The 15392-nt window shown below is 62.1% G+C and carries 11 protein-coding genes and 1 pseudogene; 5 read left to right on the top strand and 7 right to left on the bottom strand.

Annotated elements, in window-relative coordinates:
• Positions 1–54: 54 nt before the first annotated feature.
• On the top strand, positions 55–1020 hold the full coding sequence (locus tag AC3IP0_RS19770) for an alpha/beta hydrolase (protein WP_489325698.1): 966 nt from the start codon (positions 55–57) through the stop codon (positions 1018–1020).
• 146 nt (positions 1021–1166) lie between these two features.
• On the opposite strand, the gene AC3IP0_RS19765 is transcribed toward AC3IP0_RS19770, so the two are convergent.
• Positions 1167–1526 (bottom strand): DUF6124 family protein, encoded by a 360-nt coding sequence (locus AC3IP0_RS19765; RefSeq protein ID WP_489325697.1) that lies wholly within the window; start codon positions 1524–1526, stop codon positions 1167–1169.
• Between the two features lie 536 nt (positions 1527–2062).
• Here AC3IP0_RS19765 and relB point away from each other — a divergent pair.
• The 3 genes and pseudogenes from relB to AC3IP0_RS19750 form a co-directional block, all read left to right on the top strand.
• A pseudogene (gene relB / locus AC3IP0_RS19760) lies at positions 2063–2239 on the top strand (type II toxin-antitoxin system RelB family antitoxin); the annotation flags it as partial.
• Positions 2240–2913: 674 nt separating this feature from the next.
• A complete protein-coding gene (locus AC3IP0_RS19755) occupies positions 2914–3450 on the top strand; it encodes a glyoxalase superfamily protein (protein WP_008049764.1) in 537 nt (178 codons plus the stop codon).
• Positions 3451–3516: 66 nt separating this feature from the next.
• Positions 3517–4023 (top strand): PaaI family thioesterase, encoded by a 507-nt coding sequence (locus AC3IP0_RS19750; protein ID WP_489316686.1) that lies wholly within the window; start codon positions 3517–3519, stop codon positions 4021–4023.
• Between the two features lie 100 nt (positions 4024–4123).
• Here AC3IP0_RS19750 and AC3IP0_RS19745 read toward each other — a convergent pair whose 3' ends face one another.
• The 5 genes from AC3IP0_RS19745 to pvdM form a co-directional block, all read right to left on the bottom strand.
• The gene (locus AC3IP0_RS19745) at positions 4124–6541 is read right to left on the bottom strand and encodes a TonB-dependent siderophore receptor (RefSeq protein ID WP_489325696.1); all 2418 of its coding nucleotides are present in this window, start codon (positions 6539–6541) and stop codon (positions 4124–4126) included.
• A gap of 126 nt (positions 6542–6667) precedes the next feature.
• Entirely contained in the window at positions 6668–8317 is a 1650-nt protein-coding gene (locus tag AC3IP0_RS19740; protein WP_489325695.1) for a cyclic peptide export ABC transporter, read from the bottom strand.
• A gap of 116 nt (positions 8318–8433) precedes the next feature.
• A complete protein-coding gene (gene pvdO, locus AC3IP0_RS19735) occupies positions 8434–9318 on the bottom strand; it encodes a dihydropyoverdine dehydrogenase (protein ID WP_489325693.1) in 885 nt (294 codons plus the stop codon).
• Between the two features lie 16 nt (positions 9319–9334).
• Positions 9335–10615, bottom strand: a complete 1281-nt coding sequence (pvdN, locus tag AC3IP0_RS19730; RefSeq protein ID WP_489325692.1) for a pyoverdine-tailoring periplasmic protein PvdN — start codon at positions 10613–10615, stop codon at positions 9335–9337.
• A 31-nt stretch (positions 10616–10646) separates the two neighbouring features.
• Complete coding sequence (gene pvdM, locus AC3IP0_RS19725) at positions 10647–11996, bottom strand: pyoverdine-tailoring dipeptidase-like protein PvdM (RefSeq protein ID WP_489325690.1); 1350 nt, start codon at positions 11994–11996, stop codon at positions 10647–10649.
• Positions 11997–12247: 251 nt separating this feature from the next.
• On the opposite strand from pvdM, the gene pvdP reads away from it, so the two are divergent.
• Positions 12248–13867, top strand: coding sequence for a pyoverdine maturation tyrosinase PvdP (gene pvdP / locus AC3IP0_RS19720; protein WP_489325689.1), 1620 nt, complete (start codon positions 12248–12250; stop codon positions 13865–13867).
• A 127-nt stretch (positions 13868–13994) separates the two neighbouring features.
• Here pvdP and AC3IP0_RS19715 read toward each other — a convergent pair whose 3' ends face one another.
• Positions 13995–15389, bottom strand: coding sequence for an efflux transporter outer membrane subunit (locus AC3IP0_RS19715; protein ID WP_489316679.1), 1395 nt, complete (start codon positions 15387–15389; stop codon positions 13995–13997).
• Positions 15390–15392 lie beyond the last annotated feature (3 nt).

Raw genomic sequence — 15392 nt, 5'->3', positions numbered from 1 at the left:
GCCCTCACGGTTCGTTTATTGGGCGAGCCTGTTTATTTTTGGAGACTACCGCCCATGGCACTGCACCCGGACATCGAAGGATTTCTAGAGCTGGCCGAGTTCGGCCGGCTCAGCGGCAAAAGCCAACCCATGCATGGGCTGAGCCCTGGCGAAGCACGGCAGCAGTTCGAACAGACTTCGCAATTGCTCGATGCGGCGCCAACGGGCGCGTTGACGGTGAAGTCGGTCAGCATTCCTGCGCGGGACGGTCATGTGCTCAACGCGCGGCTGTACGCCAAACCGCAACCGGACGGTGAGTCGCGCCCGGTGTTGCTGTACTTCCATGGCGGCGGCTACGTGGTGGGCAGCCTCGACTCCCACGACACCCTGTGCCGGCGCCTGGCGCTGGCGGGGGAGTTTGCCGTGTTGTCGGCGGATTATCGCCTGGCGCCGGAACACCGTTTTCCCACCGCTTACCACGATGCCGAAGACATCACCCGTTGGCTGGCCATCACCGGAGCCAAGGCCTTGGGCCTCGACGCCAGGCGCATTGCGCTGGCGGGGGACAGCGTCGGCGGCAGCCTGGTGGCATCGCTGTGCATCGCCATCGCCCAGGACCCATTGGGCTGGCCGCTGGTGCCGCGCTTGCAAGTGCTGCTGTACCCGGTGATCGACGCGGTAAAAAAACGCCCGTCCCTTGAGCGATTCGCCGAAGGCTACCTGCTGGAAGCCACCACGCTGGAGTGGTTCTATCAGCAGTACCAACGCACTGAAGCGGACCGCGCCGACTGGCGTTTTTCGCCGCTGTACGCCGAGCACCTGCAACGGCTGACACCGACGGTGCTGTGGCTGGCCGAGTACGATCCGTTGCTCGATGAAGGCCTGGCCTGGGCCGAGAAACTGCGCACGGCGGGGCAACCCGTGGTGCTGGAGGTCAAGGCCGGCATGACCCACGACTTTGCGCGCATGGGCGAGATGGTCCAGGAAGTGCCGGGGATGCTGGTGCAACTGGCGGCGCAGATCAGCGAGAGCCTGGCCTGACATATTAGTGATCAGCGACGCCGTACCCCTGTGGGAGCGGGCTTGCTCGCGAAAGCGATATTTCAGCCGACACATAAGTTGCCTGACACACCGCCTTCGCGAGCAAGCCCGCTCCCACAGGTCTATCGGTGATCTGGAGATTGTGGTCAGGGCGGATCAAGCCGATCCAGCGCCCGATTCACCGCCAGTTCCCCCAACATGATCACCTGCGCAATCACCAGCAGCGCATTGCGACTCGTCCCCTCCAGATGATCCACCAGATCGTTGGCCATGACATTGGCCGACGCAAGGGATTCGCAGGCATGCACCAGCAGGGTTTCGGTACTGAGTTCGGGGTTGACGATGAACATGGTGCTGGGTGTGCGCGGGGTGGCCATGATGTTGGCGCCCGGGTTGAGGTAATGATTGAGCGCGCGTTCGGCGGCTTCGTGGAATTGTTTTGAGTCGGGGCTTTCGTACGGGGAAGCCGGGTCGGAGTCCGGCGGATTTGGAGTTACTTTGAACATGATTTGGGTCCTGTAAGTATGAGCTACCACCGCTTCTCTACTAATAAGAAGGGTGGTAGCTGTGCGCAGGTTAGTAGACCGGGGACCCAAGGAGCCGGCGCGCCCGAGGGCGCCCTGCACACAGCCACCATAAAGTGCAGGGATGGGATACCTGACTGTTTGATGGGCTATGCGCCTTGAGTAACCACGGGCTACTAAACCCGATCACTGACAATCAGTGACGGACTCAAGTTACCGACGACCCCCAAGGCGCACAAGCCAGCGGATTCTGGCGTACCTGTAGGCAACGGCGCAAGGCGTTGTGGCTTTCACGAAGTAACCTGTAGTCCACTTAAACAGGCACTATCGAGTGGTTTTTAGCCTGCTGTCATGCCTTGTCAGAGAGCGTGAAATCCTCGGAATCGGCAGGAAGAATCCTACGAAAGATTGCGGTTGGCCGTCGGAAGTACAGCCCTTACGATCTGACGCGACGCAATGGCCGGCCAAGCCAATGACATTCATCATTGCCAATGACGACAGCGGCTCTGGAGGCCATTATGAGCGCCGAACTTTCCCCCATCGTTTCAGGGCTTGAGACCGAAGAGCAGGCCGCCAGCCATGACCGTTGGTTCCGCGCCAAGGTGCAAGCTTCGATAGACGACCCGCGCCCGAATGTCCCACACGATCGGATGATGGCTGATATGCGAGCCCTCATCGAACGGAGCTCTGAAAAAACCAAGGACGATTCAATGATGGATCTTAAAAAAAACCTCATCAGTTGCCTGATATTCCCCATCGCTCCTGTCGCAGTCATTTATCTGATTTTCGCCCTGTGCAGGGACATCTGGACAGAAAGCTTCTACACGCCCGGCGAGGACGGCGGAGAAGTCGAGCCCATGCTGGCTCTCTTTATCATTCCACTCTTGTTGGTCATTGCCGCATGTTTGCTTGCAGGGCTGACAGCGTTGACTCGATGGGGAACGCGGCGCTTTGAACCCGGTGCCTGGTGGCGATGGCTGATGGCGATTCCACGCATCGCCCTTGCAGCCGTCGCATTGTTTCTGTTTCTGCTTTCAAACGGTTTTCTGATGGGAGACGTGCTCGGTCCGCTCAGGCATTGGCAGGTGGCTTGCGCATGGGCAGCCAGCGCGGTGACCGTCGGGGCATTTGTGGTTCAGCAACTTTCACGCCTGAAGGAATAGTCATCAGGCCTCGGACAGGGTTCTGCCGAGCCATCTTCCGCATCCCCTATCGGCTATGTATCATCGACATCGGTCTGATGCTGCCCGCCGCTCGCTCCCGTTGGGAAAGGTGAAAGCATCTCCTTCTTGTACGACCCCTGTCACCTCTCTTGACGGTCGAGGTTTGGCAATGCGAGCACCAAAGCATCTCGGCTACAGGAGCAGTCATGTTTTCAATTGAGCAAGCCAAGCAAATGGCCAAACAGTTGCGCGCCTCGCTGGAGGAGCGCAATCAGGCGGTGACCCATTCCACCGCGCTGGAACTGGTCGCGCAACAACTGGGCTACAAGGACTGGAACACCGCGTCGGCGATGCTTTCCCAGGCAAGTACGCCGTCCACGCCTGCTGTGACTTTCGACAAACCCATTCCAATCCTGCGCAGTTTCGACGAAGCCAAGGCGCGCGAGTTCTATCTGGATTTCCTCGGGTTCAGCGTCGAGTTCGAGCATCGTTTCGAGGCTGATCTGCCGCTGTACCTGGGCATCAGTCGCGACGGCCTGCAACTGCACCTTTCCGAGCATCACGGTGATGCCAGCCCGGGCTCGACGGTGTTCGTGCCCATGCAAAACATCGAACTGCTCAGGGACGAATTGCAGGGCAAGCGCTACGGGTATGGACGCCCTGATATTGTCCAGCAGGGCTGGGGTAAAGAGCTGCAAGTCTACGACCCGTTCGGCAACCGGATTCGCTTCTGCCAATATTGATCAGGCGCTGCGGGCCGGGGTGACCCGGTCCGCTTTCAACCACCCGGTATTAAGGATGGACACGGTATGACCACGCAGGACACTTCGCTTCAAGACATCGCCGCGCCTGAAGGCGTTTGTTATGGCTGCGGCAGCCAGAACCCGCACGGGCTGCACATCAAGAGCTTCTGGCACGAAGACGGGGTGCATGTCATGGCGCAGCATATGCCGGATGAAAAGTACTGCGGCTGGCCGGGTCTGGTTTACGGCGGTTTGATCGCGATGCTGGTCGATTGCCACTCCAACTGGGCGGCGATGGCTTATCACTACCGGGCAGAACAGCGCGAGGTGGGCAGCCTGCCCCACGTTACGTGCGTCACCGGTAACCTGGGCATCAAGTACATCAAGCCCACCCCGATGGGTGTCCCCCTGACACTGCGTGCAAGAGTCGAGGGCGAGGTCGGGCGCAAAAGCCGTGTCATCTGCGAGGTCTTCGCCGGGGATGTCCTGACCGCTGTCGGGGACTCCACGTTTGTCCGCGTCGATACCGAGCAACTCAGGGCCGACGCGCACGAGCGCAAGGTCGACTCCTGAACCCGGCGCAACAAACGCGCATTACCTTTGCGGTTCGTCAGCGAATCAGCACCGGGCCGCAAGCGGCCCGGTGGGGTGTGGCTGTTGACGCTGCCGACAATCAGTACTGCGCGCGCAGGCTCAGGGTCAGGGTGCGCGGGTCGCCGTAGAAGTTGGTGCCCCAGGAGGCATCGACGCGGTCGTAGTACTTGCGGTCGAACAGGTTGTTGGCGGTCAGTGTCGACGAAAGGTGTTCGTTGAACTTGTAGCCGACCTGCGCCGAAGTAACGGCATAGCCGCCTTGTTTGAACTTCACGTCACGCTGGTAGTAGGTGTCGCTGACCACACGCACGCCACCGGCGACGCTGAAGTCCTTGAGCGCACCGTCGGTGAACTCGTACTTGGTCCACAGGTTGTAGTTGTGCTTGGGCGTGATGGTGCTGAAGGTCTTGCCTTTGTTGGCCTGATCGCCGTCCAGGAACTTGGTGGAGGTGTAGGCGTAACCGGTGACGATGCTCCAGTTGTCGGTCAGGTTGCCGCTCAACTCGGTTTCCCAACCCTGGCTGCGTGCCTTGCCTTCGGTCATGTAGGCACCGGAGGTGTTGTCGTATTCGGCGCGGTTTTCATCGTAGATGCGAAAGGCGGCGAGGCTGGCGTTCAGGCGACCCTCGTAGAACTCGCGCTTGAGGCCGATCTCGTACTGCTTGCCTTCGCGCGGGCCGACCGGCTGGCCGTCTGTGCCGATTTCGCTCTGCGGCTTGAACACGCCGGTGTAGCTGAAGTAGGTCGACAGTTCAGGGGTGATCTTGCCGATGATGGCGCCGTACGGCACGACCTTGCGGTTGATGCTGGTGTGGGCTTCGCCGAAGTTGTTGAAGAAAGCGTTGGCGTTCTTCGCATCGCTTTCGTACCAGGTGACGCGGCTGCCGCCGATGACATCGAGCCAGTCGGTGACGTTGAACTTGGCGCGGGTGTAGACGCCGTACTGATCGGACTTGGACCAGTTGCCGTTGACGTGTGCATAGTCGTTGCGGGGAATGTCGATGCTGTCCGGATCGTACACGTTGATCGGGAAATACTCGCCGCCACCGTAGGTGAAGTCCTTGTCCAGGTGCTGGTACTCGGCGCCCACGGTGAACTCGTGCCGGCGATCGCCGAACTCGAACGGCGTGGTGACGAAGCTGTCGACGCCGATGGTCTTGATATGGGTGTAGTAGTCGTAGGCCACGGCCCAGCTGTCACCGGTGGCCGGGTCGACCGCGCCGTCGGCCCAGGTGAAGTTACGCTCCGGGGTTTCGGCATCGCGGTAGGTCAGGGTGGTCTTGAACTGACCGCCGTTGTCCAGTTCATGGTCGAGTTCGGCGAAGGATTCCCAGACTTTTTCGTTGAGGGTGTTCCACTTGGCATCGACGAAGGTCGAGCGCGACACGTCGAGCAATGAACCGTCGGCGTAGGCCGGCAGGCCGAAGGCCGGGGTGGAGTTGTTCTTCTGGTAAGCGCCGCCGACCGACAGGGTTGTGGCCGGGTCGAGGTCGAATTCCAGGCGACCGTAGACCATCGGACGTTCGTTCTGCGCGTAGTCGACGAAGGACTGGTTGTTCTCATAGGCGGTGATGAAACGACCGCGCACGGTGCCCTGTTCGTTCAACGGGCCGGTAACGTCCACCGAAGAACGGTAGCGATCGTAGGAGCCTGCGGCCAGTTCGCCACCGAGGGCGAATTTGCTCAGAGCACGCTTGCGCACCACGTTGATCGTACCGCCGGGTTCGCCAGCGCCCTGGTACAGGCCCGACGGGCCGCGCAGCACTTCGATGCGGTCGTACATCGCCAAATCGAAACTGGTGGCCATGTCGCCCTGGCCGGTGGGCTGCGAGACGCCGTCGACCTGCACCTGGTCGACGAGGAAGCCACGCATGTAGACATCGTTGAGGCTGGAGCCGGAGTTGTAGGTCTTGATGGTCACGCCGGTGACCTGGCGCATGGCGTCCTGCAGGCTGTTGAGGTTCTGGTCGTCCATACGCTGGCGCGTGACGACGGACACCGACTGCGGGATGTCCTTGACCTTGATGTTGCCTTTGCCGATGGTCACTTCATCGCTGGTGTAGGAGTGCGTGCCTTCGGTGGTCGGCCCCAGCGCCACGCCGGTGATGGACGTCGCACCCAGTTGCAGTGCGCTGGAGTCACCGGCCGATGGCACCAGCGACACGGTGTTGCCATTCAACTGAAAATTGATGCCGCTCCCCAGCAGCAAGGTTTTCAGTGCCTGTTCCGCTTCCATGTTGCCGGACACCGCCGTGGACTTGATGCCGTTGACCATGTCCTGGCTGTAGAGAATCTGCAGGTTGGTCTGCTGGCCCAGTTGGCGCAATGCGCTGGCCAGCGACTGAGCCGGTACATTGACGTTCACCGGGGCTGCCTCGACCTGGGACGTACCCAGCAACAACAGGGTCAGCAGCGCGCCCGGCACGACCGTTCGGAATTTCTTTTGCCGTTCGATGGCTAACGCCAAGGGTGCGCGGGACAGAGTAAGGCTTTGCATTGCTCGAATCGCTCCAGAATGGTGTGTGCAGTTTTTTAGTTAATGATAATTATTATTAGACGGACCACTTTGGCTAAACCGGAAAACAAACTTCAAAAAACAATGATTTGCGTGCGGCAACGGCACTCAGGCGGTTGCGCGCTCGGTGACGACCCGGCCCGATTCCATGCGCACCAGTTGATCGGCCATGTCGAAATAGCGGTCGTCGTGGGAGATGACGATGATGGTCTTGCCCAGGCGTTTGAGGTCCGGCAGCAGCTCGGTGTAGAAGATGCGGCGGAAGGTCGGGTCCTGGTCGGCGGCCCATTCGTCGAACACCAGCACCGGGCGTTCTTCCAGCCAGGCATTGACCAGCGCCAGGCGCTTGCGCTGGCCGGTGGACAGGTCGGTGGTGGTGAAGCTGCCGTCCCTGACGCTGACCTTGTGCGCGATCTCCAGCCGTTGCAGGTATTTGTTGGCATCTTCGGGGATGTGCTGGTCGCCCTGGACCACGTCATCGAACAGGTAGTAGTCGGCAAAAATCGTGGTGAACAATTGGCGGTAGTCGTCGCGATTGTGCGCATCGATGCCTTGGCCGTTGAGCAGGATCGAACCCTGCTGCGGCGCGTAGAGGCCTAGCAGCAACTTGATCAGGGTGGTCTTGCCGCAGCCGTTTTCGCCGACGATGAAAATGATCTCGCCTTGCTCGATGGTCAGGTTCACCGGGCCCAGGCGAAACGCGTCGCTGCCCGGTGCGGCGGGGAAGGCGTAGCTGACGTTGTCCAGTTGCAGGCGGTTGACCACGGTCGGCGAGGTGCCTTTGTCATTGAGCAGCAGGTGCGGCTCGGGCGAGGAAAACTGGCTGGACAGTTCGGCAATGCGGCGAAAGGCAATACGCGCGCGACTGACGATCGGCAAGGTGCTGACCAGGTGCTCGATCGGGCCTTTCATGTACAGCAACACCAGCACGAATCCGCTCATCACCGCCTGGTCGGCGCTGGGCCAGAACGATTGCAGGGCCAGCGCCAGGCCGATGACCACGAAGAACAGCATCGAGCCCAGGGTCTTGGCGATCACGAAAGTGTTGATCGAGCGCACCTGGGTGTTACAGATGAAATCGGCGGTGCCCTGGATGCCCGATTCGAACATTCGCTGGCGGCGCGGGCGGTGGATGCGCAACTCCTTGGCGCCACCGGCAATGGCGTTGTAGTGTTTTTGCAGATCGTCCTCGGCGTCGCGGGCGGCCATGAAGCCCTGGATGCCCTTGCCCTGGGCGTAGAACTGGATGCCGCTGCCGATGGCAATCGCCAGCACCATCATCAGGAACATCGGCCACGACAGCATTGCCAGGTAACCCATGCAGCCGAGGGTCACGGTCAGGGAAATCGCCAGCGGCGCGAAGGCGAAGGCAAAGTCGCTGATGGTGTCGACATCGTGGGTCAGTACCGGGATCAAGCGGTGGCTGCGGTAGCGCTCGATCTGTTCGATGGGCGCCGAAAGGACTTTCTCCCCCAGCGTTTTGCGCAGCCTGGCGATGATGTGCTGGCCGACGTAGTTGGTGCCGATGTCCGAGCAGATTGAACTGCCCAGGGCCAACAGACACAGGCCGCCGAACAGCGCGACCACGCCTTGGGTCAGGCCGTCCGGCGAGTGCAGCGCGTTGTTGATGGTGGCCAGCAACACCGTCACGCTCAGGCCACCCACCATGCCCAAAAGGATCGACAGACTGACGACGAGCCGGAACGGTTTGAGGAGGGTGAACAATTCATGAATTGCACCGCGCGTTGGCTGGGTCATGAGCAGAGGGTTCCTTGGGTCTTGAGGCAGATACCCAGTAGAACGTGCGGTCAGGCGTTTAATTTAGACGGCCACCGACTGGCGGTGGCCGCTGGAGATGCCTTTGAGAAAGGCAGTCAGAGGTTGGGTGTCAGGTCGCGCACGACGCGAAATCCGATCCAGTCGCCACGGGTTTGCGGGTCGATGTCATTGCGGTTGCCCGAGCGGGAAAACACCGGTGCTTCGCCCCAGTCGTTGCCACGGATGCGCAGGGTGTCGCAGTTCGGTTCGGTCCAGGCGCTGCCGTCGGTGGGCGCGCCGACGTAGTCCGGGTGGTAGCAGTCGGCGATCCACTCGTAGACGTTGCCGTGCATGTCGTACATGCCGAAGCCATTCGCCGGATAGCTGCCCGCCGGTGAGGAATAGCTGTAGCCATCGGTGGGGCCGTAGGTGTTGGCGTGGGTGGCGATGCTGTACTCGGTGCCCGGGTCGAACGGGAAGGGGAACGCTCCCTTTGACCCGGCACGGGCCGCGTACTCGCGCTGGGCCTCGCTGACGATGTGGTAGTGCTGGCCGGTTTTCATCGACAGCCAGGCGACGTAGGCGCTGACTTCGGCGAAGTTCATGCACACCGCCGGCTGGCGCGGGCCCTGTGGATAACGCGGTTTGCTGTTGATGCACTCGCGGCCGGGGCGGGTGTCGCCATCGGGCAGGGTGATTCCGGTTTCCTTGAGGTACTGGTCCCATTCGCCAGCGGTGACCTGGTAGCGGCTCATGGCGAACGGCTGGTCGAACGTCACCTCATGCATCGGGCCTTCATCAGGTTCGCGGCCGACCTCGTCGTCCGGGGTGCCCATGGTGAAGGTGCCGGCGGGCAGCACGACCATTTCCGGGCAGTTACGGCAATCCTTGAAGACCTTGCCGAGCAATGGCGCGGTGTAGGCCTGGGCGAGGCCGGGCAAAGCGCTGCCGAGTACGGCCAACAGCGTCAGGGCGCCGAGTTTTTTCAGGGGGCTTTTCATAATGGCTCTCGCTCAGTCAGACCTGGTTGGCCAGCAGTTCCATCAGGCGGTCGATATGCGCTTGGGTATTGAGCAGACCCGGCGACACACGAATGATCGGCCCGACATCACGGTCCACGGCGTCACACACCACGCGCTGATCCATCAGGTAATTGGCGACTGCTTCGCAATCCCGGTTCTTGATGCGGAAGAAGGTGAAACCGGCGGAATACTCCGGCGACAGCGGCGTGACCAGCTCCACCGACGGGTGTGCCTGCAAGCGTTTTTTCAAGTAGCTGTTGATTGCGTGAATGCGCGTCGCGACCTCGGCCTTGCCCAGCTCCAGATGCAATTTGAAGGCTTCGGTCAGTGCCCAGCGGTGTTCGAACGAGTGGTAGCCGCCGTAGGTCATCACCGTGGAGAACTGGGTGGCTTCGGAGAAGGTCGGGATGGTCGGGGTCACGTCCTTGAGCTCGTCGGAACGGGCGCAGATGATCCCGGTGCCCCGTGGGCCGAACATCCATTTGTGGGTGCCGGCGATGAAGAAGTCGCAGTGCATGTCCGGAAAGTCGACGTTTTCCACGCCGAAACCGTGTACGCCATCGATCACGTAGAGGATGCGGTCCTTGTCGGCGCGGCCACGGTTTTTCTCCTCCACCAGTTTGCCGATCTCGCCGATGGGCAGCTTCACGCCGCTGCCGGAGTGCACCCAGGTCATGCCCACCACGCGGGTTTCGGGGCGGATGTTGCGTTCAATCGCGGCCAGCACTTCGGCGGTCGAGACCTTGTACGGGTCTTCGAACAATTTGATCTTGCGAACCCGGGTGCCGTCCTTCTGGGTGCGGTACTCGAACACGCTGTTGGCGGCGTAGTGCTCGTGTTCGCTGGTGAGGATTTCCTGGTCCGGGCGCACGTGGATGCCGGCGTAGATCATCGCCAGGCCTTCGGTGGTGCTGCCGGTCAGGGCGATCTGCGACGGCTTGGCCTTCAGGTAACGGCCGGCCCACACGCGCACCTCTTCTTCGCGGCGTTCGGTTTCGCCGCGATGCCAGTCCATGGCCAGGCCTGGGTTGCGGTCCAGATTGGCGCGGTGCATCTCGATGGCTTCACGCACGGGAAGCGGGTGCGAGGTCACCAGGAAGTTGGCGAAGTGCAGGTAGTTCGGGTCTTGGGTGAAGAGTTGGCGCAACTGGTCCCATTTGTCCTTGGGCAGTGGCGCGGGGCTGGCGGCCCGTGCCGGCAGGCTCACGGCGGAGGCCAGGGGGATGCCGGCCGCGAGGATGCCGGCCTGCTTGAGGAATGAACGACGGTTGGTCATGGATTCGGTTCGCTCTGGCAATAGATAGGAATCAGTTCTGGACCACAGGCCGGGAAGACTTCTGCACCTGGTCCCAGACCCGCAGGAAGTTGCCGCCCCAGAGCTTGGCGATGTCGGCGTCGCTGTAGCCGCGGCTGATCAGTTCGGCGGTCACGTTGCGGGCCTCGCTGACGTCTTTCCAGCCGTCCAGGCCGCCGCCGTCGTTGAAGTCGGAACTGATGCCGACGTGGTCGATGCCGATTTTTTTCACTGTGTAGTCGATTGCATCGCCGTAATCCTTGAGGGTGGCCTTGGGTTCTTCGTCGAGGATCGAATAGAGCTGGCTGGCGTATTCGCCGAAACGCTGCTCGGGCCAGACGGTGATCACCGGGTCGCCGGGCATCAGGGCCATCTCCAGGCCTTGCAGCGGTTGCAGGTCGAAACGGGCGCGCAGGGCGTTGAGCTTGTCCTGGGTGGCCTGGCTCAGCGGGCGGATGTAGGTCGGGAAGCCGACAATCTGCACCACGCCGCCGCTGTGCTTGATCAGTTGCATTTCCGGGTCGCTGAGGTTGCGCGGGATGTCCACCAGGGCGCGCGGCGCCGAGTGGGAGGCGACCATCGGCGTGCGGCTCAGTTGCGCCACTTGCTCCAGGGCCTTGGTCGACATCTGCGATACATCGATGATCACGCCCAGGTCGTTGAGGCGATGCACCGCTTGCTTGCCGATGTCCGACAGCCCGCCCAGGGCATCCCGCGAATCGTTGAAGAACGGCAGCGGCCGCGACGAGTCGGCCCAGGCGTTGTTGCCCACGTAGCTGAAGCCGAACATGCGCATGCCGCGCGCGGCCCACTTGTCCAGGGCGTTGAGGTCATTGCCCAGCGGGTAGGCGTTGAGCATGCTGATGAACACCGCGAACTTGCTTTCGCCGTGCAGGCGGCGGAAGTCGTCGGCGGTGTAGGCGATGGCCACCTGGTTGGGGAAGTCACGGACCATCGCGCTGATGATTTTGTAGCGGGTTTCCTGCTCAAAGCGGGCCTCGTCGACGAAACCGGCGGTAGGGCGATGGGGGGCGTTGGGACCGTTCCAGATTTCCGGCCAGCCGAAAATCGTCAGCGCCGCCCCGGACAGGCGTCCGCGACCGGTCTTGACCAGGTCGAACTGGCCTTCACCGTCCTTGTCGACTTCGTTGCCGGCGGTGCCGAAGTCCATGGGCACGGTGATGTGGCTGTCGAACGAGAGGATGCGTTCCTGCAACTGATCGGCCTGTTTCATCACCTTGACCGGGTAGCCGGGGTTGTCCCTGAACCAATAGTCCCAGACCGCGAAGCCTGCCCCCGCGCTGATCGCCAGGGCCAGCGGCAGGCCGATGAAAAGAGCCTTTTTCGAACGTGGTTTTGTCATTGCCGTCTCAGTCAGGTTCGCCGTCGAGGATCAGGCGCGGGGGCCTTTGCTATCTGGGGGGAACGAGTGGCTGGCCATGGAATTTAGGTTGATCCAAAAAGATCGCAGCCTGCGGCAGCTCCTACATTGGATCGGCATACACCCGTAGGAGCTGCCGAAGGCTGCGATCTTTCAAAGCACCATAAATTTGTCGGCGCAACAAACGTTCTAGCTTGGATAAAGCCTGCTCCATGGCTGACACAGGTAGGGCAATGACGATTTCTCGACGATGGTTCCTCGCGGGTCTGGCGCTGACCGGTGCCGCCGTGCCGGCGGCGTATTACGGGCATCGCGAACTGACCAGGCCGGACCCGACCATCACCCCCGGTGAAGCCTCGTTCGACGTGGCCGATGTTGCCGGTCAACGCTTGGCGGATACCTTGCGCGGGGTCTGGCAGATTCGTTTCGAAGGTCGTGACGCCGGTATCGAAGGCTTGCCCCTCGAAGGCCTGGAGGTGTTCCTCGACATCGGCCACAAGGGGCGCGGCTTCAGTGGTTATCTCGACACCGCCGAGCGTTTGCGCTCTACCGAAGAGCCCCGTTACCGGGTGCTCGGCGATCTGTCCGGGGCCAACCCGAAGCAGCTGGCCTGGCGACTGCTGGGTGCCAGCGGCTGTTGCGAATACGAATTCGACATGACCCTGGACGAAGTCTGGGCCGGTTTCGGTAACGCCGGCAGCGGCAGTCTCAGTGGGCGCGTGCTGGACCTGAAGCGGCCGCTGATGCTGACGGCCCAGGACAATCGATTCATTGCCGTCAAACGGGTGTTCCCTGAAGCCCGCGAGCGCGCCGGCCTCAATCCGACCTTGCTCGCCTGGCTGGTATCACCGGAACATCGGCTGTTCCACCAGCTCTGGCATGCCTCCCGGGACAAGTGGCACAAGCTGTCCGAAGACCAGCGCGGCGCCTTGCGCGGCGTCGGCTGGCAGCCCGGCCCGCGGGACCAGGAGCGCGATGCTCGTGGCGAGCGCAAGGATCGCAACGGCTCGGGCGTGGACTTTTTCTTCATGCACCGGCACATGCTCGGCACCGCGCGATCGATGCAGGATCTGCCGTCCTGGACGCACTTCCCGTTGCCGCAGCCGGAGCTGGCGCGGGACCGGCTCGGCTTTGCGCGTTACTTCGACAACCACGACGGCACCGCTTTGCCGCCGACCTGGCTGGCCGAGGACGATGACGAGTACACGCAATGGGTCAGCGACATCAAGACTGGCGAGACGTATCACAGCAATTTCCAGGTCTGGGAATCCCGCTATCGTGATCCGCGTTACCTGTCGACGCTGACCCTCGGCCAGTTCGGCTCAGAGGTCGAACTGGGCCTGCACGACTGGCTGCACATGCGCTGGGCTTCGGTGCCCCGTGATCCGTCCAACGGTCAGCCAGTACCGTTCGCCCGGGATCCTGCGGACTTTTCCGCACGCTGGTTTGCACCGGAAAACGATTTTCTCGGCGACCCGTTTTCTTCCCATGTCAGCCCGGTGTTCTGGTATTTCCACGGCTGGATCGACGATCGCCTGGAAGACTGGTTCCGCGCCCACGAGCGCTTCCATCCGGGGCAGGTCAGTCGGCTGCAGGTCAACGGCGTGCAATGGTTCGCGCCCGGGCGCTGGGTCGAGATCAATGACCCCTGGCTCGGCCCGACCACCCATGGCTGCAGCACCACGCCGGGGTTGCAGGCGGGCAAGTCAGTGGAAATGGACCCGGAAACCATGAAGCTGGCGCTGCGCATCACCTTTGGCGAGGACGAGAAGAAGCTGAAGGATTTGTTCCGCAAAGTGCCGCAGCGACCGTGGTATGCGCGCAATCTGAAGGCTAAGCAGAACCAGGCTTGATACCGCGTTATCGTTCAATCGCGAGCAAGCTCGCCCACAGGTCATGCGTCGTGCCCGGATCATGCGGCAAATACAAAACCCTGTGGGAGCGAGCTTGCTCGCGATGGCGTCCTGACAGGCACCACAACTAAAGGACCTGCCACCCCCCACCCAACGCCTTGTACAGCGCAATACTCGCCTGCATCCGCGACAACCGCAGTTGCACGTTCAAATCCTGCGCCGCATACAGCGTGCGCTGGGTCTCCAGCACCGTCAGCAGATCCTCGGCCCCGGCCTGATAACGGCTTTGCGCGATGTTGAACGCGGTCTGTGCCTGGCTCAGTTCTTCACTCTGCCACCCGCGCTGTTCATCCAGTCCGCGAATGCTGTTGAGGGCTTTTTCGACGTCGGCGAAGCCATTGATGATCGCGCCGCGATAGGTCTCCAGCAGTTCTTCCTGGCGCGCCGTGGCCTTGTCGCGCTGGGCGCCGAGGCGGCCGTTGTTGAACACCGGCGCGAGCAGCCCGGCGGTGAGGTTGTAGAAGGGGCTGCGCAGAATGTCGTCGGCCCGGTCGGCGCCGGAGCCGATTTCGGCGGTGAGGGTCACGGTCGGCAGCATCGCGGCCCGGGCGACGGTGACGTCGGCCTGGGCGGCGGCCAGTTGCGCCTCGGCCCGGGCAATGTCCGGGCGGCGGCTGAGCAATTGGCTGGGTACCCCGGCGTCAATCGCAGGCCAGGTCAGTTGATCGAAGCGTTCCTGACCCAACGACAGCGCCTGAACCGGGCGGCCGAGCAGGGCGGCGAGGCTGATCCGTGCATCCTCGGCCTGTTGCTGCACCAGCGGCAGCTGGCGTTGCTGCGCCGCCACCAGGCTTTTTTGCTGCGCGAGCTCCAGGGCCGTGGCCGAACCCGAATCGAAACGGGTCTGCACCAGTTTCAACACGCTTTGGGCATTGGCCAGATTCAACTCGGCGATGCGGCTCTGCTCCTGCAATGACAAGGCTTGCGCGTAGCCGTTGGCCACACCGCTGAGCAACGTCAATTCCACCGTGGCCTGATCGAACTCGCTGGCTTTGAGACTGAATTGCGCGCTGTCGCGGCTGGCCCGTTGGCCACCCCAGAAATCGATTTCGTAGCTGGCAACCAGGTTCGCCGTGAAGTAGTCGACGGCGTCGTTATTGCTGTCGGCATCGAGCTGACTGTAGCCGCTGCCGCGCAGCAGCTTCTGGCGATTGGCGTTGACCCCGGCCTTGACCTCGGGCAATTGCGAGCCGCCGGCAATCACCGTGTCGGCCTGGGCCTGGCGCACTCTGGCGATGGCGGCGGCCAGGTCGTAGCTGCCGAGCCGCGCCTGTTCGATCAGGCGACCCAGTTGCGGGCTGCCGAAGCGGTTCCACCATTGCTGGTTGTCATGGACAGCGCCGGCGGTGTGCGGCGATTGCCAGGCGGCCGGCGGCTGGATGCCGCTGTCGGGGCGCTGGGCCGGGGTGCCGCAGGCGCCGAGCAACAGGCACAGGGATAACACACTGAGTGGCGGCTTCATCAA

The sequence above is a fragment of the Pseudomonas sp. GL_103 genome (genome assembly GCF_057835175.1).
Note: the sequence above shows the minus strand (reverse complement) of the source record. Positions and strands in the feature narration are given on the sequence as shown.

Coding starts and splice junctions, on each gene's coding strand:
- pvdO (WP_489325693.1), bottom strand. CDS start 9,318: ATGAAAAGCCCCCTGAAAAAACTCGGCGCCCTGACGCTGTTGGCCGTA.
- pvdP (WP_489325689.1), top strand. CDS start 12,248: ATGACGATTTCTCGACGATGGTTCCTCGCGGGTCTGGCGCTGACCGGT.
- AC3IP0_RS19715 (WP_489316679.1), bottom strand. CDS start 15,389: ATGAAGCCGCCACTCAGTGTGTTATCCCTGTGCCTGTTGCTCGGCGCC.
- pvdN (WP_489325692.1), bottom strand. CDS start 10,615: ATGACCAACCGTCGTTCATTCCTCAAGCAGGCCGGCATCCTCGCGGCC.
- AC3IP0_RS19750 (WP_489316686.1), top strand. CDS start 3,517: ATGACCACGCAGGACACTTCGCTTCAAGACATCGCCGCGCCTGAAGGC.
- AC3IP0_RS19755 (WP_008049764.1), top strand. CDS start 2,914: ATGTTTTCAATTGAGCAAGCCAAGCAAATGGCCAAACAGTTGCGCGCC.
- AC3IP0_RS19765 (WP_489325697.1), bottom strand. CDS start 1,526: ATGTTCAAAGTAACTCCAAATCCGCCGGACTCCGACCCGGCTTCCCCG.
- pvdM (WP_489325690.1), bottom strand. CDS start 11,996: ATGACAAAACCACGTTCGAAAAAGGCTCTTTTCATCGGCCTGCCGCTG.
- AC3IP0_RS19740 (WP_489325695.1), bottom strand. CDS start 8,317: ATGACCCAGCCAACGCGCGGTGCAATTCATGAATTGTTCACCCTCCTC.
- AC3IP0_RS19745 (WP_489325696.1), bottom strand. CDS start 6,541: ATGCAAAGCCTTACTCTGTCCCGCGCACCCTTGGCGTTAGCCATCGAA.
- AC3IP0_RS19770 (WP_489325698.1), top strand. CDS start 55: ATGGCACTGCACCCGGACATCGAAGGATTTCTAGAGCTGGCCGAGTTC.